At 45.0% G+C, this 20,795-nt stretch carries 18 protein-coding genes, 2 rRNA genes and 1 other RNA gene (1 of these 21 running past the window's edge); 15 read left to right on the top strand and 6 right to left on the bottom strand.

Translation table 11 applies throughout. From position 1 onward, the window contains the following. Window positions 1-127: 127 nt before the first annotated feature. Both CXM95_RS03265 and CXM95_RS03270 read right to left on the bottom strand, forming a co-directional pair. Window positions 128-1,912, bottom strand: a complete 1,785-nt coding sequence (locus CXM95_RS03265; RefSeq protein WP_005231996.1) for an ABC transporter ATP-binding protein — start codon at window positions 1,910-1,912, stop codon at window positions 128-130. Next, entirely contained in the window at window positions 1,905-3,638 is a 1,734-nt protein-coding gene (locus CXM95_RS03270; protein ID WP_086299134.1) for an ABC transporter ATP-binding protein, read from the bottom strand. The genes CXM95_RS03265 and CXM95_RS03270 overlap by 8 nt, the downstream gene beginning before the upstream one ends. 106 nt (window positions 3,639-3,744) lie before the next feature. On the opposite strand from CXM95_RS03270, the gene CXM95_RS03275 reads away from it, so the two are divergent. From CXM95_RS03275 to CXM95_RS03320, 10 genes are all read left to right on the top strand, one after another. Continuing rightward, on the top strand, window positions 3,745-4,548 hold the full coding sequence (locus tag CXM95_RS03275; RefSeq protein WP_016611256.1) for a MerR family transcriptional regulator: 804 nt from the start codon (window positions 3,745-3,747) through the stop codon (window positions 4,546-4,548). A gap of 205 nt (window positions 4,549-4,753) precedes the next feature. Next, window positions 4,754-5,389: a YczE/YyaS/YitT family protein gene (locus CXM95_RS03280; RefSeq protein ID WP_008378064.1), complete on the top strand. Its 636-nt coding sequence runs from the start codon at window positions 4,754-4,756 to the stop codon at window positions 5,387-5,389. 139 nt (window positions 5,390-5,528) lie between these two features. Continuing rightward, on the top strand, window positions 5,529-6,896 hold the full coding sequence (locus CXM95_RS03285) for an RsmB/NOP family class I SAM-dependent RNA methyltransferase (protein ID WP_086299135.1): 1,368 nt from the start codon (window positions 5,529-5,531) through the stop codon (window positions 6,894-6,896). Between the two features lie 68 nt (window positions 6,897-6,964). Then, the gene (locus CXM95_RS03290; protein ID WP_005227636.1) at window positions 6,965-7,300 is read left to right on the top strand and encodes a hypothetical protein; all 336 of its coding nucleotides are present in this window, start codon (window positions 6,965-6,967) and stop codon (window positions 7,298-7,300) included. Between the two features lie 131 nt (window positions 7,301-7,431). Continuing rightward, window positions 7,432-7,938 carry a tRNA adenosine(34) deaminase TadA gene (tadA, locus tag CXM95_RS03295; protein ID WP_005231990.1) on the top strand — a complete coding sequence of 169 codons (507 nt, stop codon included), beginning with the start codon at window positions 7,432-7,434 and terminating at the stop codon, window positions 7,936-7,938. A 29-nt stretch (window positions 7,939-7,967) separates the two neighbouring features. Further along, window positions 7,968-8,054: signal recognition particle sRNA small type (ffs, locus tag CXM95_RS03300), an RNA gene on the top strand. 633 nt (window positions 8,055-8,687) lie between these two features. Then, window positions 8,688-10,070, top strand: coding sequence for a bifunctional metallophosphatase/5'-nucleotidase (locus CXM95_RS03305; RefSeq protein ID WP_086299136.1), 1,383 nt, complete (start codon window positions 8,688-8,690; stop codon window positions 10,068-10,070). An 88-nt stretch (window positions 10,071-10,158) separates the two neighbouring features. After that, complete coding sequence (locus tag CXM95_RS03310) at window positions 10,159-10,779, top strand: YutD family protein (RefSeq protein ID WP_005231988.1); 621 nt, start codon at window positions 10,159-10,161, stop codon at window positions 10,777-10,779. Window position 10,780: 1 nt separating this feature from the next. Next, the gene (locus CXM95_RS03315) at window positions 10,781-11,551 is read left to right on the top strand and encodes a TIGR01457 family HAD-type hydrolase (protein ID WP_061053784.1); all 771 of its coding nucleotides are present in this window, start codon (window positions 10,781-10,783) and stop codon (window positions 11,549-11,551) included. Further along, window positions 11,548-12,186 carry a TIGR01906 family membrane protein gene (locus tag CXM95_RS03320; RefSeq protein WP_008378077.1) on the top strand — a complete coding sequence of 213 codons (639 nt, stop codon included), beginning with the start codon at window positions 11,548-11,550 and terminating at the stop codon, window positions 12,184-12,186. The genes CXM95_RS03315 and CXM95_RS03320 overlap by 4 nt, the downstream gene beginning before the upstream one ends. A 56-nt stretch (window positions 12,187-12,242) precedes the next feature. On the opposite strand, the gene CXM95_RS03325 is transcribed toward CXM95_RS03320, so the two are convergent. The 3 genes from CXM95_RS03325 to CXM95_RS03335 form a co-directional block, all read right to left on the bottom strand. After that, entirely contained in the window at window positions 12,243-12,752 is a 510-nt protein-coding gene (locus tag CXM95_RS03325) for a phosphatidylglycerophosphatase A family protein (protein ID WP_005227653.1), read from the bottom strand. A 124-nt stretch (window positions 12,753-12,876) separates the two neighbouring features. Beyond that, entirely contained in the window at window positions 12,877-13,479 is a 603-nt protein-coding gene (gene yqeK / locus CXM95_RS03330) for a bis(5'-nucleosyl)-tetraphosphatase (symmetrical) YqeK (protein WP_086299137.1), read from the bottom strand. 5 nt (window positions 13,480-13,484) lie between these two features. Further along, window positions 13,485-14,462 (bottom strand): NAD(P)/FAD-dependent oxidoreductase, encoded by a 978-nt coding sequence (locus tag CXM95_RS03335; protein WP_008378083.1) that lies wholly within the window; start codon window positions 14,460-14,462, stop codon window positions 13,485-13,487. Between the two features lie 140 nt (window positions 14,463-14,602). Here CXM95_RS03335 and CXM95_RS03340 point away from each other — a divergent pair, with 140 nt between their 5' ends. After that, complete coding sequence (locus CXM95_RS03340) at window positions 14,603-15,190, top strand: peptidylprolyl isomerase (protein ID WP_086299138.1); 588 nt, start codon at window positions 14,603-14,605, stop codon at window positions 15,188-15,190. An 87-nt stretch (window positions 15,191-15,277) separates the two neighbouring features. Here CXM95_RS03340 and CXM95_RS03345 read toward each other — a convergent pair whose 3' ends face one another. Then, the gene (locus tag CXM95_RS03345) at window positions 15,278-16,459 is read right to left on the bottom strand and encodes a MalY/PatB family protein (RefSeq protein WP_086299139.1); all 1,182 of its coding nucleotides are present in this window, start codon (window positions 16,457-16,459) and stop codon (window positions 15,278-15,280) included. Window positions 16,460-16,552: 93 nt separating this feature from the next. Between CXM95_RS03345 and CXM95_RS03350 the strand changes: the two genes are divergently transcribed. From CXM95_RS03350 to CXM95_RS03365, 4 genes are all read left to right on the top strand, one after another. Then, a complete protein-coding gene (locus CXM95_RS03350) occupies window positions 16,553-16,933 on the top strand; it encodes a CvfD/Ygs/GSP13 family RNA-binding post-transcriptional regulator (RefSeq protein ID WP_005231980.1) in 381 nt (126 codons plus the stop codon). 67 nt (window positions 16,934-17,000) lie between these two features. Next, window positions 17,001-17,363: a hypothetical protein gene (locus tag CXM95_RS03355; RefSeq protein ID WP_008378091.1), complete on the top strand. Its 363-nt coding sequence runs from the start codon at window positions 17,001-17,003 to the stop codon at window positions 17,361-17,363. A gap of 564 nt (window positions 17,364-17,927) precedes the next feature. Then, window positions 17,928-19,487 (top strand): 16S ribosomal RNA (locus tag CXM95_RS03360). A 230-nt stretch (window positions 19,488-19,717) separates the two neighbouring features. Then, a 23S ribosomal RNA gene (locus CXM95_RS03365) occupies window positions 19,718-20,795 on the top strand; it runs 1,837 nt beyond the window's last position. The 16S and 23S rRNA genes sit together here, the layout of an rRNA operon.

A 20,795-nucleotide genomic window follows, 5' to 3' on the forward strand; every position in this document is an offset into this window, starting at 1 on the left:
GAAAGGTTTTTGGTAGGTAACAAGTGTTTCTTGTACAGGAACACTTGTGCTACTTAGGGATGAAAAGCAAATAACCGAAAAGTCCAACGATTCGTCATAGACATCGTTGGACCTTTCGGCTTTTTCATCAAGCTGTTGCAAACTGGCTGTTATATAGTTGGGCGTAAAGGGAATCTTGTGCCAGCAATTGAGTATGGGAGCCTTTTTCGACGACGGAGCCGTCTTTCATCACTAGAATCAAGTCGGCATTTTTGATGGTAGAAAGACGATGGGCGATGATAAAACTGGTCCTTCCTTGGGTCAAACGATCCATTGCCGTTTGGATCATTTGTTCCGTCCGAGTGTCGACACTGGAGGTGGCTTCATCAAGGATCAGGATCGTTGGGTCCGCTAAAATCGCCCGGGCGATCGTCAATAATTGTTGTTGTCCTTGAGACAGTTCGCTTTCGGAGCCAATGACGGTATCGTAACCGTTGGGCAGGGTCCGCACGAAGTGGTCGCATTGGGCGGCTTTGGCTGCAGCCAAGATGTCTTCCCGAGTGGCATCGGGATTGCCATATGCGATATTTTCAGCAATGGTTCCTTGGAACAGCCATGTATCCTGCAGCACCATACCGAATTTTTTCCGTACTGCCGGTGCCGAAAAGGACATCATGTCTTGATCGTCCAGCAAAATCTTTCCACCGTTCAAAGGATAAAAGCGCATCAAAAGATTGATCATGGTGGTTTTTCCAGCGCCTGTTGGTCCGACGATCGCAACCGTTTGTTTTGGTTTGACGGAAAATTCGACGTTTTCCATCAGGAGTTTTTCCTTGTTGTAGCCGAAGGAGACGTGTTGGAAATCGATTTTTCCTTTGATGGTTTGCGGTACCGGCAGTTGCTGGGTCGCTGTTTCTTCTTCAGGATAATCAAGGATCTCAAAAATTCGTTCGAGAGATGCTAAGGCACTTTGCAAGGTATTCATAATATAAGAAGCTTGCGTGATCGGTTCAGACACTTGGTTGATGTATTGCAGATAGGCTTGTACAAGACCAATGGATAATTGCCCTTGCAACACCATCAGACCACCAACGACGGCGCTTAAGATAAAGCCGATTTGATTGATAAAGCGCACGAAAGGATTGATCGCTGCACTGACGAACTGTGCTTTCCGAAAAGCTTTAAATTGAGCTTCGCTCAATTCCGCCATTTCCGCTTCAACGGCAATTTGCTGGTTGTAGGATTTGATCAGCGGATTTGCGGTATAAAACTCTTCCGCACGACTGCTGACTGCACCTAATGTTTCTTGGTTTTTGGTAAAGTAGCTCAAGTTTTTTCGTGCGAGAACGGTGGTCACAAAAGCACTCAAAAGCAAAATCAGAACCACGCCGATCGTCAGTAATGGGCTGAGATAAAGCATGGCAATCAAGCCGAAGGTAATGCTGATGGTTGCGGTGATCAACTGCATCAAACCGACTTGCAAGACTTCAGATACTTTATCTAAATCGAGAATCACTCGGCTTAAAATATCGCCAGTATGATGTTTGTCGTAAAAACTGATAGGCAGGCGATTGAATTTGTCACTGATTTGTTTGCGTAAAGTCAAGGTCAGGGTTTCACTGACACTGGCCATCGTATACTCTTGCAGCAAGGAAAAGAGACTAATCAAAAGCCAGGTTCCTGCTAAAAGGACGACTGGACCTAAAATACTTTGCCAAAAATCATTGATCTGCCAGCCTTCTTGTTGAAACAAGGCGATCAGATTATCCAGTCCACGTCCCAAGATCAAAGGGGCGATGGACATCAGTAAGGAAAAGAACAAGGCAGAGACGATGATCAGCAGAAAGCGGGCTTTTTGTTCCATTAGTAATCGAAGTAGGCGCCGGCTTGTATGTTTCATGTTTTTTGGTGTATCCATTGTTTGTTTACTCATCCTTCATTCCTCCCATTCCTTGAGATGAGGCAAACTCTTGATAAGTTTGGCAAGTGCGTAATAATTCTTCGTGGGTTCCTTTACCGACCATCTTGCCGTTATCCAAGACAATGATTTGATCGGCATTTTTAACGGTCGATACCCGTTGAGCAACGATAATGACGGCTGCATCTTTCGTGTATTCTTTCAATGCACGCCGCAAGTTGGCGTCTGTTTGATAATCCAAAGCAGAAAAGCTGTCATCAAAGAAGTAGATTTCTGCGGGCTTTGTTAGCGCTCGGGCAATACTCAGCCGTTGCTTTTGACCGCCGGAGAAATTGCTGCCTTTTTGAGCAACTGGACTTTCATAACCTTCAGGTAAGCCTTCGATAAATGACTTGGCTTGGGCAACTTCAGCGGCTTTTGCCATCGCCTCATGGGTTGCTGGACGATTGCCGAAACGCAAGGTTTCTTGAATCGTGCCGCTAAGCAAGAGCGCTTTTTGCGGGACATAACTAATTTGGTCCCGTAATTCGGCTTGTGAGATCTCTTTGATGTTGCGGCCAAAAAGCGTGATCGAACCAGCAGTCACATCTTTGAAACGCAACAGCGCTTTGGCGATGGTGCTTTTGCCAGAGCCGGTTCCGCCAACGATCGCTGTCGTTTTGCCTCGGTGGATCTCGAAGCTGATATCTTCTAAGACAGGTTCTTCGGCGCCTTCATACGTAAATTGCACGTGATTGAAAGCGGCGATCGTTTCTGACAAGGCGGATTTGTTTAAGGTTTGGTCACCGTCAATCAAATCAATTGGTTCTTCTAAGACTTCTTCGATTCGTTGTAAGGAAGTCAAGCCTTTAGGCACCATCACGATCACCATCGCTGCCATGGTCAAAAACCAAAGGCTCAAAATCGTGTATTCGATAATGGCAGTAATACTACCAATAGCTAGGTGGCCCTGAAGACTTTGATAGCCGCCGTAGACTAGGATGGTCGAAATCGAGAGTCCCATTACTAAGTTGACGGTCGGATTCAAGACAGCAAAGAGGCGATTGACTTTAATCATGGTTTTCGCATATTCCGTCAAGGTTTGATCTGTCCGTTCTTTTTCGTAAGCCGCTTTGTCAAATGCCCGAATCACCCGAGCGCCGGTAAAGGTTTCTCGTAAGATCCGCATCATGTTATCGACTAGTTTTTGCGTGATTTGTGATAATGGGATCGCTTTGCGAATCACCCCATAAGCGATCATTGAAAAACATAGGATCGCTACGATTGGGACCCAAATCATCCGTAAAGAGACGGTGCCGGTTAGAAAAATCGAAGCTGCGACGATCATTGGGGCTGGCAAAATCATTTGCAGCGCCATCATCAAAATTTGTTGGATGTTGTTGATGTCGCTGGTGGTACGTGCCAGCAAAGTGGGTGTACCATAGCCATCAACAGCGGATACAGAGAGTTCTTGTGTTTTTTTGAAAAAGCGCATCCGCAAAAAATGCCCGAATTTTCCTGAAAGGTGGGCAGATAAATAACTACCGCCTACCGAGACGATCACGGTGCCGATGGCAATGGCAAACATCCACCAGCCATTGTGCCAAATGGCCGTCGTGTCGACTTTTAAGATCCCTTCATCAATGATTTTTGCCAAAAAATACGGCAACAAGAGTGTGCCGAAGGATTGGACTAGCATCAAAAGAAATAAACTGAAAAAGAAGCGTCGTTCTTCTTTATAAAATAACTGTAATTGTTTCATGATTTCCCTCCAAAAATGTCGTTCTATGGTAGAATAAACTGTAACGTTACGTTACAGTCAAGCAAGGAGTGAAATTTTTTTGAAAAAACAATTGACCATCAGTGAGATGTCCGCTTATGCTGGCGTGAGTCGGCGCACATTGATTTATTATGATCAAATCGATTTGTTCAAACCGCAATCGATTGGTGAAAACAGCTATCGCTATTACGGCTTTGAACAATGCCTTGAGTTAGACGTGATTTTGATGTTGCGTTCTTTAGACATGCCCTTGCAAGACATTCGCCAATTTTTGAAAAACCGCAACCCGGAATATACGCAAAAGGAACTTGTGGAACGGCGAGGACAAGTCCGTGACAAAATCGCTGCGCTACAAGAATTGGAACGAACCTTCGATCGCTACATCCAGCGCTATGAAAAAGTACAGAAAGCCGATTTTGAGACCTTTACGATAGCGCAGCACGAAGCAGAGGCGTTTATCGTTTCCGAAGAGATCGCTGGCGATGATCCAGAATCTGCTTATCAAGTGTACGCCCGTTTTTATCCACTAGTGGATTATAAAGATGCCTTCAGTGGCTATCCCATCGGCTTTTTAAGTGCAGGAACGACGTTGGAGGATCAGACTTTTCACGCATCGCCTTATCGGGCATTGATCTTGATTCCCCAAGATCGGCTACATCTCTATCCGGAAAAGCTGATCATCACACGTCCCGCTGGTACGTATGTTTCTGGATTTGTCAGTGAGGGAGAAGAACAAATTGCCGCTTTTACCCACCGCATCCAAGCCTTTCTAAAAGAGAAGCAGTTGAAAATCGATGGCGATGTTTGGGAATTGTTATGGCAAGATGAAGTCTTTACCACACAAAAAGAATTGCAGATATTTGAAGTGATGGTTCCAGTGAAGCCCGAGTAATGTACGAGGCACGCGTATCTGTAAGAAACGAAAACTAAGATACGCAATAGCAATGATTATTGCCGCTGGCTTTTCATATAGAAGCAAAGGAGATGACTAAGCCAGATCCCTTCCATACAAAAAGCCCTGTGAAGCGTTGAAATTCCCATTTTGCTTTTTTCTCGTTATACTTGAAAGAACAGATGAGAAAAAAGGGGAAATTTTAATGAAAAAAGAAACAGGAATACGCTCGCTTTATGCGTTGATTGGTGTCGCCATTTTAGGATTCGGGGCGGCATTGCTGCGGGTCGGCGGAGTGGGGCTAGACCCATACACAGCAGCCAATATCGGTGTCGGCGAGCTGCTAGGGTTATCCCTTGGGGTCTATCAATTGATGATCAATATCGCTGTCCTAGTATTGATTTTTATCTTTGGCCGTCGTCATATCGGCATCGGGACGGTCATCAATATGGTGCTGACAGGATTTTTCATCGACTTTTATACCAACGTTTTTGATTGGTTATCCGTCGGTCCGAATAATTGGTGGCAGCAAGGTTTGTTCTTGTTGATCGGGATCATCTTCTTTACCTTCGGAGCTTCATTTTATATGTCAGCGAATTTGGGCAGCGCCCCCTATGACGCGATCGCCCCAACCATCGTCGATCAGACGAAAGCCAATTATCGAGTGGTGCGGGTGATTCAAGATGTTGCCTTTGCCTTGATTGGACTTTTCACAGGCGGGCCGATCGGGATCGGAACCTTCATCAGTGCCTTTTTAGTGGGCCCACTGATCAAATTCTGGGACAACCGTGTCTCTGAGCCATTCATCGAAAGCAGTGTCAAAAAAGCGATTTTTAAATAAAAAAAGGTCTGCAGCAAAGAGAAGTCGAAGCGATTTAGTCGCCCACTTCACTCAGCTGCAGTTTTTTTGCCATTTGCTCAAGGAATTCTTGCATAATTGCTTCTCAGTCGCTAGAATAAAAAAGCCGAGGAGGGGTAGTATGCAATTACCAACACCATTTATTGAAAAATACCAACGGTTGCTAGGAGAAGAAGCACCAGCTTTTTTTACCGCTTTAACCGATAATCAGCCAGTCAAAGGCTTTCGCTTGAATGTTGCTAAGCCGCACGCACAAGCGATGCTGGCAAAATATGGACCAGCTGCTGTACCCGCCCCCTATGCAGAAGCGGCTTATATTGGCGAAGTCAAAGGCCGTTCGTTGCTCCATCAAGCTGGCTATGTCTACAGCCAAGAACCTAGTGCGATGATCGTGGCAACGATCGCAGCCGCTCAACCAGGGGAGCGGGTCTTAGATTTATGTGCGGCACCGGGAGGCAAAACAACGCAGCTGGCAAGCCAATTACAAGGAAAAGGGCTGCTTGTAGCAAATGAGATTTTCCCGAAGCGTGCCAAAATCCTATCAGAAAATGTGGAGCGTTGGGGCTTTCCGAATGTAGTCGTCACCAATCAGGCTCCACAAGAATTGAGCCGCCATTTTCCTCAGTTTTTTGACAAGATCGTGGTGGACGCCCCATGTTCTGGTGAAGGGATGTTTCGTAAAGATCCCGTCGCCTTAGAAGAATGGCAGGCAGAAACACCTGATCAGTGTGCGATCAGGCAAAAAGACATTTTGGCACAAGCCGTTGCGATGCTAAAACCGGGGGGCCAGCTGATCTATTCCACCTGTACCTTTGCCCCTGAAGAAAACGAAGCGATGATGGCTTGGTTAATGGAGGAGTATCCCTTCACAATCGAAGCGATCGACTTGGCCAATGTATCTCATGGGCGCAGCGAGTGGGGAGCTGCATCTGGGATCGAGAAAACCATCCGCTTATGGCCGCATTTAAACCAAGGAGAAGGTCATTTCGCTGCGAAATTGACCTCCCAAGCAGAAGCAGCGCCAGTGAAAAAGAAGAAAAAAGGCAAAGGAGCGACAGCCAAGAGCCCATTGGATGCAACGACTCAAAAGTTGTGGCAAGCCTTTCACAAGGAGTTTCCTTTTTTACAGGCACTGAATGCGACACCTCAGCTGCTAGGAGAAAACCTTTGGCTCGTCCCTGAAGAAATGCCTTCTTTAAAAGGGATCAAGTTTATGCGCCCAGGTTTGCATGTCGGCGTCGTTAAGAAGAATCGGATCGAACCTAGTTATGCGTTGGCATTGGCGATCCATGCAGAAGAAGGGGCACCGACAGTGCCGATCACTTTGCGGCAATGGCAGCAGTATGTGGCAGGTGAAACCATGAGCGTGCCAGGAAATGCTGGATGGGTGATTTTGACAGTCGATGAGATCCCCGTCGGTTTTGGAAAACAAGTCCAAGGAACTGTGAAAAACTTCTTTCCAAAAGGATTAAGATTCAAAGCGATTTAAACGAAATAGTGTTTTTATTTCAGTCCTCGTGCTATGATGGAAGTAGCAAAATAAGGGAGCTGATCGATATGAAAACATCATCAAAAGTAACGATTGGATTAAGCATTGCAGCGATCGCTGGGATCACTACTGCCGTCGTTGTATCAGACAAAGTATTCAATAAAGTACGCTTCGCTTGCAACCGACACAAAGTAAAGAAATTTGTCGATGACAAATTCAACGGCAATGAAAAATTGTTGGATGTCGTAGACGGCTTGTCTGACAATGAATTGGATTCGTTGTTAGGTGTGATGAAAAAAGTCAATGAGGGTCGCAACAAAATCTCTGTTTACGGAGACAACATCAAAGATTCGACAGAACATGTCAAAGACAAGTTGACGAGCTTTGTTGATTCCGTCTTTTAAGCCAATCATTCCATTTGAAACTCGCAGGGACATCGGTCTTTGCGAGTTTTTCTCGTCTTTCTAAGCGTTTTTCGTTATACTAACAAGGAAATGCACGAAATGGTGCGAGGTAGAGGAGTGAAAGTGAAGTCGTGGAAAAAACAAGTACCTTGACTGCCGAGGAAAAAGCGTTCTTTATGGAAGAAGCAATCAAAGAAGCCCGAAAAGCAGAAGGTGTGGCAGAAGTACCGATCGGTGCTGTCGTCGTCTTGGATGGCAAAATCATTGGTCGTGGGCACAATCTACGAGAAACGCAGCAACAAGCCGCAGCGCATGCGGAGATGTTTGCGATCGAGGAAGCCTGTCGCACTGTCGGAAGTTGGCGCTTAGAACAAGCGCAGCTGTTTGTGACCTTGGAACCATGCCCGATGTGCAGTGGGGCGATGTTATTGGCACGGGTGGAAGAAGTGTATTTTGGTGCCTACGATCCCAAAGGCGGCACTGCTGGTACATTGATGAATTTATTGGAAGATGAGCGCTTCAACCATTGGTCCTATGTGGAAGGCGGCATTTTAGAAGAAGCATGCGGCCAGCTGCTAACAGATTTTTTCCGAGCATTACGAGAAAAGAAAAAACAAAAAAAGGCTGGCAATCTCTAACGAAATACGTTATACTAAGTTTTGCCGAAAGGCTAGGACAATGGAGGTCTTGTGAAGCGTGTCAGATCCGGAAGGAAGCAGCACTAAGCAGGATTCTCCATGTGTCTGATTGAAAAACTGCTTGTTTTGAAGAAAGCAGTAGTACTAATTGAATCGATGATCATTCAAACCTGAGACAGACTGTCTTAGGTTTTTTTATTGTCTGAAAGTCTTTGTGACACCAAGGGCTGTTCTAATTGTATTCTGCTTTAAATCTAGGCAATCGATAGCAGCTCTCAGAGGGGTAAGTTGTATTTTTGATACAAAGGCTTTATTCCTGTTTAGAACCTTACTCTGATAACTTTTCCGTTGGCGATTTTTGTACTCTCAAAGAATCAGTAGTTCTGACGAACTGAAACATGGAATACCTGCTCTCGATATTCGATAGAATCGTCGTTTCAAGAACTCTTTATTTTCGCTTCAACAAATTGCCGCCGCCGTGTTATCGGTTGCAATTCCCCCAAATAACCAGAAAAAATCACTTTCCTTTTTACAGTCAGAAAAGTGATTTTTTCTTTTGAACAACTGTCACTGTAACTGTTTCTTTTTTACAAAAAGTCACCATTCTTTTCCAAGCATTCCAATGGTTTCCCAGAGATTTTATGCTATGCTTATTTTGTAGAGAATTCCGTCGTCTTTCTACTGGCAACCCTTGATGCCAAGAGAAACGGATAGTGATTTCAGGCGACGTATTTGAAAAGAGGCGCACAATGGAAAAAATTACGATTATCCATACCAACGATCTGCATTCCCACCTAGAACATTGGCCGAAGATGCGGCGTTATTTGGATCAAAGAAAACGAGAAGCGGATACGACCGAAGAGACAGTGATCGCGGTCGACTTAGGCGACTTTGTCGATCGCTGGCATCCTTTGACAGAAGCAACTGACGGCAAGGCGAATGTCGACTTGATGAATCAAGGGCATTATGATGCGGTGACGATTGGGAACAATGAAGGGGTCGGCAATCCCAAAGAGGTCTTGCAGCATTTATATGACCAAGCAGAATTTCCTGTCATTTTAGGCAATTTATTTGATAAACAGGATTTACGTCCACCCAAATGGGCACAAGAATACAAAATCATGGAAAGCAATCAAGGAGCCAAAATCGGTCTGATCGCTTTTACAGCACCGTTTCCGCTGACATATGCCCCCAACGGTTGGGACATTCGCGAACCCTTGGAGATTTTGCCTTCACTGGTGCAGCATTTGCGCCCCGAGGTCGATCTGCTGGTCTTGATGAGCCATCTAGGCATCAATGCTGACCGCCAGATTGCGAGGGACTTTCCAGAACTAGATGTTATTTTAGGTTCCCACACGCACCATTTGTTTGAAAAGGGCGAAGTCATCAATGGGGTTCAAATTGGCGCAGCTGGCAAGTTTGGTTTTAACATTGGCGAAGTCGAAGTGGTCTTAGATGAACACCACCGCCCGATCAAGCATCGTGCACGTGTGATTCCGACTGATTCGCTGGTGGCTTTTCCGCAAGATGAGGAAGAGATCGTCGAATATCTATCGATCGGTCATCGCTTGTTGCGGGCAAATCAGGTGGCAGAAATTCCAGCAGCGTTTACGAGGGATTGGCAAAGTCAACATTCCTTGGTTCGGGAGGCACTTTTGGCATTATGTGCCAAAGGACAGACGGATGCCGCCATCTTAAATACGGGGCTATTTTTAGATGATTTGCCGCAAGGACGGGTCGATCAAGATCAACTGCACACGATTTTACCCCATCCGATGCATTTGATTCGGGTGACGCTGCAAGGCGCAGATGTCATTCGACTGGTCTTAGAAATGGAAAAAAATCGCAACTTTTTGCGCAATTTCCCAATTATGGGAATGGGCTTTCGAGGGAAGATTTTTGGCGAACTGGTTTATGAAGGCATTCGCTTTGATGAAAAAAACCACCAAGTATTGTGGAAACAAGAGCCCGTCGATCCTGCTCAAAGCTACACGTTGACTCTTGTGGATCACTACTTGTTTATTCCGTTTTTCCCGACGATCGAGATTGCTGGAACAGTTGAGTTTCTTTTTCCAGACTTTATTCGGACGGTGGTCGGTGATTACTTGAGTCAGAAATACCCTATTCAGTAGTTGGTACCCCTCCAGTGGTTTTTTGAGGAAAACCGCGACTATCATTGAGGAATAAAACAAGGTATAATAAACAGCAGGTGGTGAAAAAATGACCGAAAAACAAACGATCACAGATGAAATGACATCTGTACTAGAAGAAATTATTGAAGAACCAGCGAAACAACCGCAAAAAGGCGAGTTGGTGACTTTGTTGAATGATGAAGAATTAATGATTGGCAATCGACAATACAAATTGGTCATGGATTATCGTGAAGGCTTCGATCCTGAAAAACTTGGTGAGCGTTACAGTGAAGTTTTGGCACGCTATGATTATATCGTAGGTGATTGGGGTTATGAACAGCTACGCTTGAAAGGCTTTTTTGAAAAGGATAACCGCAAAGCATTACCCGATCAGCGTATTGACATGCTGGAAGACTATTTGTATGAGTATTGCAACTTCGGTTGTGCCTATTTCGTGATCCAGAGGGTTGGCGGCAAGAAAGAAAAAAGTACCTCCCGAAGACGTAAGAAAAAGCCAGCTCAAACGAATCAAAATCAAACTACACAACAAAACGCACATATAGAAGAAAAGCGTGAAGCAATTCCGCAGAAGAAAAGCAAACCAACGATCAAAAATCGTAAACCAAAAGAAAAAAACGTCAAAAAAACCGAAACAACTACGGTGAAAAAAGGCAAAAAAGAGTTTACGATTCGACAAAGGGAAGAATAAGATGAAATATAAAGGCTATTTGATTGATCTAGACGGCACGATTTATTTAGGAAAAGAGCCGATCCCTGCTGGGAAACGCTTCGTAGAATCCTTACAAGAAAAAGGACTGCCCTATTTATTTGTGACCAACAATACGACCCGCAGTCCCGAAGTCGTGGCACAGCGATTGGCGGATGAATTTTCGATTCACGTGGCACCAGAAACGATCTATACCGCAAGCTTGGCAACGATCGATTTTATGAAAGACCATGGCAAAGGCCGCAAAGTGTTTGTGATCGGCGAAGCGGGGTTGATCGATTTGATCTTAGCTGCTGGATTTGAGTGGGAAGAAACCAATCCGGATTATGTCGTGGTTGGTTTAGACAACCACGTGACGTATGAAAAATTTGTTTTAGCAACGTTAGCGATCCAAAAAGGAGCTACCTTTATCGGGACCAATCCAGACAAAAATATCCCGACGGAAAGAGGCTTGTTGCCAGGTGCGGGTTCACTGATTGCAATGGTGGAGACTGCCACCCAAACGCAACCAATTTTTATTGGCAAGCCAGAAGCCATCATTATGGAAAAAGCGGTGGCACACATCGGCTTATCAAAAGAAGAGGTCTTGATGGTGGGGGACAATTACGAAACCGATATTCGCTCGGGGATCCAAAACGGGATCGATTCTTTGCTCGTATTATCTGGCTTTACCCCGAAAGCGGCGGTTCCGACATTACCGGTAGCACCAACCTATGTGGTTGATTCTTTAGATGAGTGGGATTTTGAACAATGAAAAAACAAGTGTGGCTTGAACGCTTAGGATTTGTCTGCTTGTTTTTGTTTTTGGTCAGTCTAGCGATCACCCTAACGATCAATTTTCGACCGTTATATTGGTTTGATGTCGATCACTTAAATCTGCTGGATTATACCTCGCTAACAAGAGAAGAGTTGTTGAAGAACTATGGCTTATTGTTAGATTTTCTAAACAATCCCTTTGCAAGTACGCTCGCCTTGCCAGATTTTCCAATGTCTGAAGCGGGGGCTGGTCATTTCTACGATGTAAAACAGTTGTTTCTATTAAATTATGCTGTGATGATCGTCACGTTGCTGCCGAGTATCTGGTTCGTCAATCGGCTACGACAAAACCAACAGCAATGGCGCTTGATTCGTCCTTTTCAATGGGGGATGATATTGCCGCTGATTTTCGGGTTTTTGATGGCAGTCGGCTTTGATCGCTTTTTCGTTACGTTCCATGAGATTTTCTTCAGTAACGATGATTGGCTATTTAATCCAGCCACCGATCCGATCATCAACGTATTGCCAGAAACGTTTTTCATGCATTGCTTTATTCTCTTTTTTGTCTTGATTGAAGTCTTCTTTTTTGCTTTCTATTGGTGGGGCAAACGAGGCTTGAAAAAAACAGCGTAATGAAAAAAAAACCAACGATCCACTTCCTTTGAAGAAGGCGGATCGTCGGTCTTTTTTTATTGCGTAATGTAATGAGATTTACTTGGGTGTTGATGGGCTAAGCGACTTGCGGCAGAAGCGGCAATGGCACCTACGATATCATCTAAAAAGGTGTGAACGCGGGGACCGTCGTGCTTATTCAGTTCTTTCAAAATGCCCGGTTTGACTTTATCAATGTATCCGTAGTTAGTAAAACCGATGGAGCCGTACACATTGACGATGGATAGTGCGAGGATCTCATCGATCCCATAAAGCCCTTCGTCTTCTTTGACGATTTCTTGCAGTGGATGCAGCAGTTGATTTTCTTCTGCCAAAATATCCAATTGGACACCCGTCAAAATCGTGTTGTGGACTTCCCGCTTGCTTAAGACAGCGTTGACGCTTTCGATACACATCTCCAACGTGATGCCTTCAATGTAATCTTTTTGCAAGAACATCACCAATTCGCCGATGTCTTGCAGTGAGACACCGCGGTCGGCCAACAATTCTCTTGCTTTGTCTTCAAGTGTTTTGCTTTCTAATACCATATAGTTCCCCTCCATGTAAAAATAGTTTATTCAAAAGTCAACATGCGACTGATGGATTGCAATCATAAGTTGTGCCCTATTCCAGTTGCAGCCCATGCCGTTTGGGTTTAGTCCCTTCTGACATTTAGGTGTTTGCTAATTTTGCTTTGGCTGCCACTGCCCAAGGATGGGGGACCACTAAGTCACCGGCAAAGAGCCAGTCCATATAATAGCCAGCGGCAGATTCCAAGGAATCATCGAGGCGCTCTAATAAACCGGTTAAGAAAGGTGCTTGATCTTTGCGATCCCATTTGATTTTGTCGGCTAAAAAAACGATCAGATCGAGACGACTATATTGGGCCTTTAAGGTGGTATGACAGCTGATGGCGGACAGAATCTCTGGGTCAGACACCTGAAAAACCGTTTTTGCCAACAAAGCGGATTGCTGCTGATGCAGCAAAAAAGGTGCTTGCCGCTCCGCGTCTAAGATCGGTTCGCCTACCGCTATCTGCAAGGCGATTCGCTGGTCATTAGGGATGACGACGCTGACATCGTGCAGCAGTCCTGCTGAGTAAGCTTTGTCCGCGTTGACTTGAAACCGTTCTGCCAATCCTTTGGCTTCTTGGGCAACGGCTAGATTGTGGACCGCCGTTTCGGCATGATCGAAGGCTTCCAGATACTGAACCATTTGCTCAGTGAGGGTCTTCCCCTGTAAAGGGAGATAGGTGGCAAGACCAACTTGTTTCATCTCAGCTACTCCTTAAAAAGACTCGTACTGTGGGCGGGTTGCGTCCGCGTTTTGGGATCAATGTAATGGAGTGCATTGTTCACCGCAGTTGGGGCTTCCCCGAAACCAGTAGCGATCAGGTCGACTTTTCCATCGTATAAAACGACATCCCCACAGCCATAGATCCCAGGAACAGACGTGCTCATATCTGAAGAGACGAAGACTCCTTGGCGGCTGCTTTTCATGCCCCAATCCTTGATGTTCAATGTGGAAGAAAAACCGTAATTGACGATCAAAGCATCCAATGAAAGGCTGACCGTTTCATCACCCTTGACTTGCTGCAACGAGACACCAGTCAAACGTTGCTCTCCTTGGAGCTCTTGAATCACATAAGGAGTCAGAATGTTGACGGCAGAAGCTTGTAATTTGCTGACGCTATGTTCATGAGCACGAAATTCAGGACGGCGATGGATCAAGTAGACTTCACTAGCGATCGGCTCCAGCATCAATGCCCAATCGATGGCAGAATCGCCGCCACCGGCGATCGCTACTTTGCGTCCGGCATACTTCATCAAATCGGTGACAAAATAGTCTAAGCCGTATCCTTCAAACCGCTCGCTTTCTGGCAAAGTCAGTTTGCGCGGCTGGAAGGAGCCGTTTCCTAAAGCCAAAATCACGGCTTTCGAGTAATGGATTCCTTTGTCGGTAGTGACTTCGATATAGTCTTCTTGTTTTTCGACCGACAAGACGGTTTCTTCTAAACAATATTGGTGATTGAAGGTCGTCAACTGTTTTTCCAGGTTTTGGACAAGATCGCCCGCTTTGATTTTCGGATAACCTGGGATATCGTAGATGTATTTTTCTGGGTATAAAGTAGCAAGCTGACCGCCTAATTGCGGCAAGCTGTCGATGATCTTGGTTTTGGCGTTACGCATACCGGCATAGAAGGCAGAAAACATCCCGCTAGGTCCGGCGCCGATAATCGTTATATCAAAAATATCCATGTTATTCCTCTTTTCTAAGCACGTTGGGGTGAAGCATGTTCGTGTTGTACGAATAGCTTCATTATAGCAAAAATTATCCAAACTAGCATTTTTTCAATTTTCTGCTATCATGGATTTATGAGAGAGAAGGAGGAGTTAATGTGTCTAAATTTCCACAGTTAGCATTAGAAAAACAAACTGGCCATAAAGCAGTCATCAAAACCAATCGTGGGGATGTAGTTGTACAATTGTTCCCAGAATTGGCACCAAAAACAGTGAAAAACTTCGTTGAATTAGCGAAAAAAGGGTATTACGATGGGATCATCTTCCACCGTGTCATTCCTGATTTTATGATTCAAGGCGGTGACCCAACTGGTACAGGAATGGGCGGCGAAAGCATCTATGGCGGCAGCTTTGAAGATGAATTTTCAAAAGAATTGTTCAATCTTCGTGGCGCTTTATCCATGGCAAACGCTGGTCCGAATACTAACGGCAGTCAGTTTTTCATCGTCAACAATCAAAATGTTCCTAGCAACATGTTAGGTCAATTAGAAGGTGCTGGTTATCCAGCTGAAATCATCGAAGCCTATCAAGCAGGTGGTACTCCTTGGTTAGATTTCCGTCACACAGTCTTCGGTCATGTGATCGAAGGAATGTCAGTTGTTGATGAAATCGCTGGCGTGCAACGGGGACCACAAGATCGTCCAGTGCATGATGTAGTGATCGAAACGATCGAAATCAGCGAATAAAACAAAAGAACCCAAAGCAGTTTCAACGGTCATCCTCAGGAGACCGTTGAAATGGCAGCTTTAGGGTTCTTTTTTTACACGTAAGCGTTAATCGATCGGTTGGTCTTTAAACGCGGCGGCGATTTGATTGAGTGCTTTTTCTAATAGCTCTTTAGGGCAGGCAAAGTTTAGCCGCATATGGTGACTCCCGTGGGGACCAAAGATACTTCCTTGATTCAACACGACGCTGGCTTCTTTGATCAGTTTTCTATGTAGCTGATTGTCCGTTAGGCCATAGGCAGAAAAATCTAGCCAGATCAAGTAAGTTCCTTCAGGCTTTTGAAACGACACGGTTGGCAGTTGGTCAGTCAAAAAGTCACAGACAAAGGTGCGATTTGCCTCTAAGTAGGACAATAGTTCTTCTAACCATTCTTCAGATTCACGATACGCTGCTTCAGTAGCGATCAATCCAAACGTATTGATCTCCCCTTGAACGTTACGCTCCTGTGTTTTTGCAAATTGGCTGCGCAAGGTTTTATCTTTGATGAATACCATCGAATTTTTGATCCCAGCTAAATTAAAGGTCTTGGTTGCTGAAGTCAAGATGATTGAAAAATCGGCAAAGTTTGGCTCAACTGTTTGGAAAGAAACAAAGTGATTTGGCGCAAAAACGATGTCTTGATGAATCTCATCACTGACAACGATCACTTGATGTTTTTGACAAATACGGCCGATCGCCAGTAGTTCTTCTTTGGACCATACCCGGCCACCAGGATTATGCGGATTACATAGAAGAAACAATTTTACCTTCTTTTCGATGATCGTTCGTTCCATCGCATCAAAATCGATGACGAAGCGTCCATCTTTTTCCAATAAGGGTTCTTGAATTAAGGTACGCTGATTGTTTTTGACAACATGGGCAAAGGGATGGTAAACCGGATCGTGGATCAATACGGCATCTCCTTCTTGGGTGTAACTTTGGATCGCTAGTGCAATACTAGGAACGACACCGCTATTAAAAAGGATCGCTTCTTTATTGATGGTATAACCATGACGTCTTTGCTGCCAATCGATGATGGATTCAAGCAGCGAATCAGGGATGGTGGAGTACCCATAGATCCCTTGGGCAACTGCTTTTTCTAACGCTTTTTTCACTGGTTCTGGTGCCAGAAAATCCATGTCGGCTACCCAAAGCGGCAATAAGTTTTCTTCCTTATAGGTTTTTGCAATTGTATCCCATTTGACGCTATTGGTATTTAAGCGCGGATGAACTTTGTCAAAATTGATCATGCGTTTCCCTCCTATATTGTGTAACGTTGTTTCTGATGCTTCAAATCTACCACTAGTTCAAGTATAATGAAAGTGGAAAAGAGAGGAAAGACTATGAATTATCAAATCGGGAACATTATAGAAGGAACAGTCACTGGGATTCAACCCTATGGTGCATTTGTTTCGTTAGATAAAGAAACGCAAGGCTTGATCCATGTTTCAGAGATCCAATCCGGGTTTACTAAAAATATCCATGAAGTCTTACAGATCGGCCAAAAAATCCGTGTACAAATCATTGATATTGACGAATACAGCCAAAAGATCAGTTTGTCCCGCCGTACATTGGAATCAAGTTTTGTTCAGCCACCCTTTAAGCGTAAACGCTACTTTACAAATAAGAATAAGCGGATCGGTTTCCGTACGATTGGAGAAGCTTTACCAGTGTGGGTGAAAGAAGCTAAAGAAATGTTAGAAAAAGAAAACAGCAACAGATAATCGTGCATATTTTCTGAAAATGTGCTAAAATTAGTTTACAAACAGATGAATAACTGAGGTGGGTATTTTGGGATCCAAAAAAGTAGCGGGTACAGTTATGATGCACTTAACAAATGGTTCGAAACGATTTTTGATGCAAATACACGAAGGCACTGCGGAATTAGCGTCAACGGATTTTTCTGAAGATAAAACCGGCTTGGCTACGATCTTACAATTGTTTAAAGACCGTATTCACCTTGATGTGACAGCGATCGAACTCGTTGAACTCACAAACGGAAATATTGATACGCAAAATATTCCTTTATTTGTTTTTGAAACACAAGAAGCAGGACAAACGCAACAGCTGCCAGAGGGGTATGCGTGGGAAGAGCCCAATATCTTTCGTAAGATCATTGAAGACTATAAGATCGAAGGCGTTCCGTTCTTTTAGCACCTGAATACTAGCGAAAAGACTGAAGACCGTTACAACGGTCTTTTTTTATTGAAAACTTTTTGTAAATAAAATGAAATATTTCCTTGACCTAAGTCAAGAAGAATGGTAAATTAGTCAACGTTGGCAATTGAGTCAGCGGGTCAAAAGAGCGTTTGAAAAAACTTCAAAAAATGCTTGACCAAAAATGAAACAGATGATATTATAACGAAGTCGCAATAATAAAATAGTTAATCGATGTTGATACATCAACAAAATTAATTAAAAAAGTTGTTGACAAATAACAAATCATTTGTTATTCTAATGAAGTCGCTGAGACAGCCGCTGCGAAGTTGAAAAACAACGAGCGAAAAAAAACTTTTAAAAAAGAGTTGACAATCAATTGTCGCTCTGATATGATATAAAAGTTGCTAACACAGCACTGTAGACCTTTGAAAACTGAACAAAGCAAGCAAACGAACCAATGTGTAGGACGTTTCAATTTATTGAAACAAATACATGCAAGCAATAGCTAGCAAAGTTAATTTTTATGAGCTTAATGACCGTATGGTCATTCAAACAAATCATTATGAGAGTTTGATCCTGGCTCAGGACGAACGCTGGCGGCGTGCCTAATACATGCAAGTCGAACGCTTTTTCTTTCACCGGAGCTTGCTCCATCGAAAGAAAAAGAGTGGCGAACGGGTGAGTAACACGTGGGTAACCTGCCCATCAGAAGGGGATAACACTTGGAAACAGGTGCTAATACCGTATAACACTATTTTCCGCATGGAAGAAAGTTGAAAGGCGCTTTTGCGTCACTGATGGATGGACCCGCGGTGCATTAGCTAGTTGGTGAGGTAACGGCTCACCAAGGCAACGATGCATAGCCGACCTGAGAGGGTGATCGGCCACACTGGGACTGAGACACGGCCCAGACTCCTACGGGAGGCAGCAGTAGGGAATCTTCGGCAATGGACGAAAGTCTGACCGAGCAACGCCGCGTGAGTGAAGAAGGTTTTCGGATCGTAAAACTCTGTTGTTAGAGAAGAACAAGGATGAGAGTAGAACGTTCATCCCTTGACGGTATCTAACCAGAAAGCCACGGCTAACTACGTGCCAGCAGCCGCGGTAATACGTAGGTGGCAAGCGTTGTCCGGATTTATTGGGCGTAAAGCGAGCGCAGGCGGTTTCTTAAGTCTGATGTGAAAGCCCCCGGCTCAACCGGGGAGGGTCATTGGAAACTGGGAGACTTGAGTGCAGAAGAGGAGAGTGGAATTCCATGTGTAGCGGTGAAATGCGTAGATATATGGAGGAACACCAGTGGCGAAGGCGGCTCTCTGGTCTGTAACTGACGCTGAGGCTCGAAAGCGTGGGGAGCGAACAGGATTAGATACCCTGGTAGTCCACGCCGTAAACGATGAGTGCTAAGTGTTGGAGGGTTTCCGCCCTTCAGTGCTGCAGCAAACGCATTAAGCACTCCGCCTGGGGAGTACGACCGCAAGGTTGAAACTCAAAGGAATTGACGGGGGCCCGCACAAGCGGTGGAGCATGTGGTTTAATTCGAAGCAACGCGAAGAACCTTACCAGGTCTTGACATCCTTTGACCACTCTAGAGATAGAGCTTCCCCTTCGGGGGCAAAGTGACAGGTGGTGCATGGTTGTCGTCAGCTCGTGTCGTGAGATGTTGGGTTAAGTCCCGCAACGAGCGCAACCCTTATTGTTAGTTGCCATCATTTAGTTGGGCACTCTAGCGAGACTGCCGGTGACAAACCGGAGGAAGGTGGGGATGACGTCAAATCATCATGCCCCTTATGACCTGGGCTACACACGTGCTACAATGGGAAGTACAACGAGTTGCGAAGTCGCGAGGCTAAGCTAATCTCTTAAAGCTTCTCTCAGTTCGGATTGTAGGCTGCAACTCGCCTACATGAAGCCGGAATCGCTAGTAATCGCGGATCAGCACGCCGCGGTGAATACGTTCCCGGGCCTTGTACACACCGCCCGTCACACCACGAGAGTTTGTAACACCCGAAGTCGGTGAGGTAACCTTTTTGGAGCCAGCCGCCTAAGGTGGGATAGATGATTGGGGTGAAGTCGTAACAAGGTAGCCGTATCGGAAGGTGCGGCTGGATCACCTCCTTTCTAAGGAATATTTCGGAAGACTACACATCGTTTGCCTTTGTTCAGTTTTGAGAGGTTTACTCTCAAACAAAATTTGTTCATTGAAAACTGGATATCGAAGAAAAAAATCAAAACAAGTAACACACACCGAGTTGAAATGTTAAAAGAGTTTTTTAATAAGTTCAACGCTTATTTTCTTGAGCAACCTTCTATCGCTAGAAGAAGTACTCAAAACCGACCGTAAGGTCAAAGGTTAAGTGAATAAGGGCGCACGGTGGATGCCTTGGCACTAGGAGCCGATGAAGGACGGGACTAACACCGATATGCTTTGGGGAGCTGTAAGTAAGCTATGATCCAGAGATTTCCGAATGGGGAAACCCAGCATCTTTTATAGGATGTTACGTCTGCGTGAATACATAGCGCAGTCGAGGTAGACGCAGAGAACTGAAACATCTAAGTACCTGCAGGAAGAGAAAGAAAATTCGATTCCCTGAGTAGCGGCGAGCGAAACGGGAAAAGCCCAAACCAACAAGCTTGCTTGTTGGGGTTGTAGGACTCCGATATGGTAGTCTATTCAGATAGTCGAAATACTTGGAAAAGTATGTCAAAGAGGGTAAAAACCCCGTAGGCGAAATTTGGATAACACCTAGGAGGATCCTGAGTACGGCGGAACACGAGGAATTCCGTCGGAATCCGGGAGGACCATCTCCCAAGGCTAAATACTCCCTAGTGACCGATAGTGAACCAGTACCGTGAGGGAAAGGTGAAAAGCACCCCGGAAGGGGAGTGAAATAGATCCTGAAACCGTGTGCCTACAACAAGTTAGAGCCCGTTAATGGGTGATAGCGTGCCTTTTGTAGAATGAACCGGCGAGTTACGATAGCATGCGAGGTTAAGTTGAAGAGACGGAGCCGTAGCGAAAGCGAGTCTGAATAGGGCGAATGAGTATGTTGTCGTAGACCCGAAACCATGTGATCTACCCATGTCCAGGTTGAAGGTGCGGTAAAACGCACTGGAGGACCGAACCCACGTACGTTGAAAAGTGCGGGGATGAGGTGTGGGTAGCGGAGAAATTCCAAACGAACTTGGAGATAGCTGGTTCTCTCCGAAATAGCTTTAGGGCTAGCCTCGGAATTGAGAATGATGGAGGTAGAGCACTGTTTGGACTAGGGGCCCATCTCGGGTTACCGAATTCAGATAAACTCCGAATGCCATTCATTCATATCCGGGAGTCAGACTGTGAGTGATAAGATCCATAGTCGAAAGGGAAACAGCCCAGACCACCAGCTAAGGTCCCCAAATAACTATTAAGTGGAAAAGGATGTGGGG

It is taken from the genome of Enterococcus sp. CR-Ec1, assembly GCF_002850555.1.
GTDB classification, from domain to species: Bacteria; Bacillota; Bacilli; order Lactobacillales; family Enterococcaceae; genus Enterococcus_D; species Enterococcus_D entomosocium.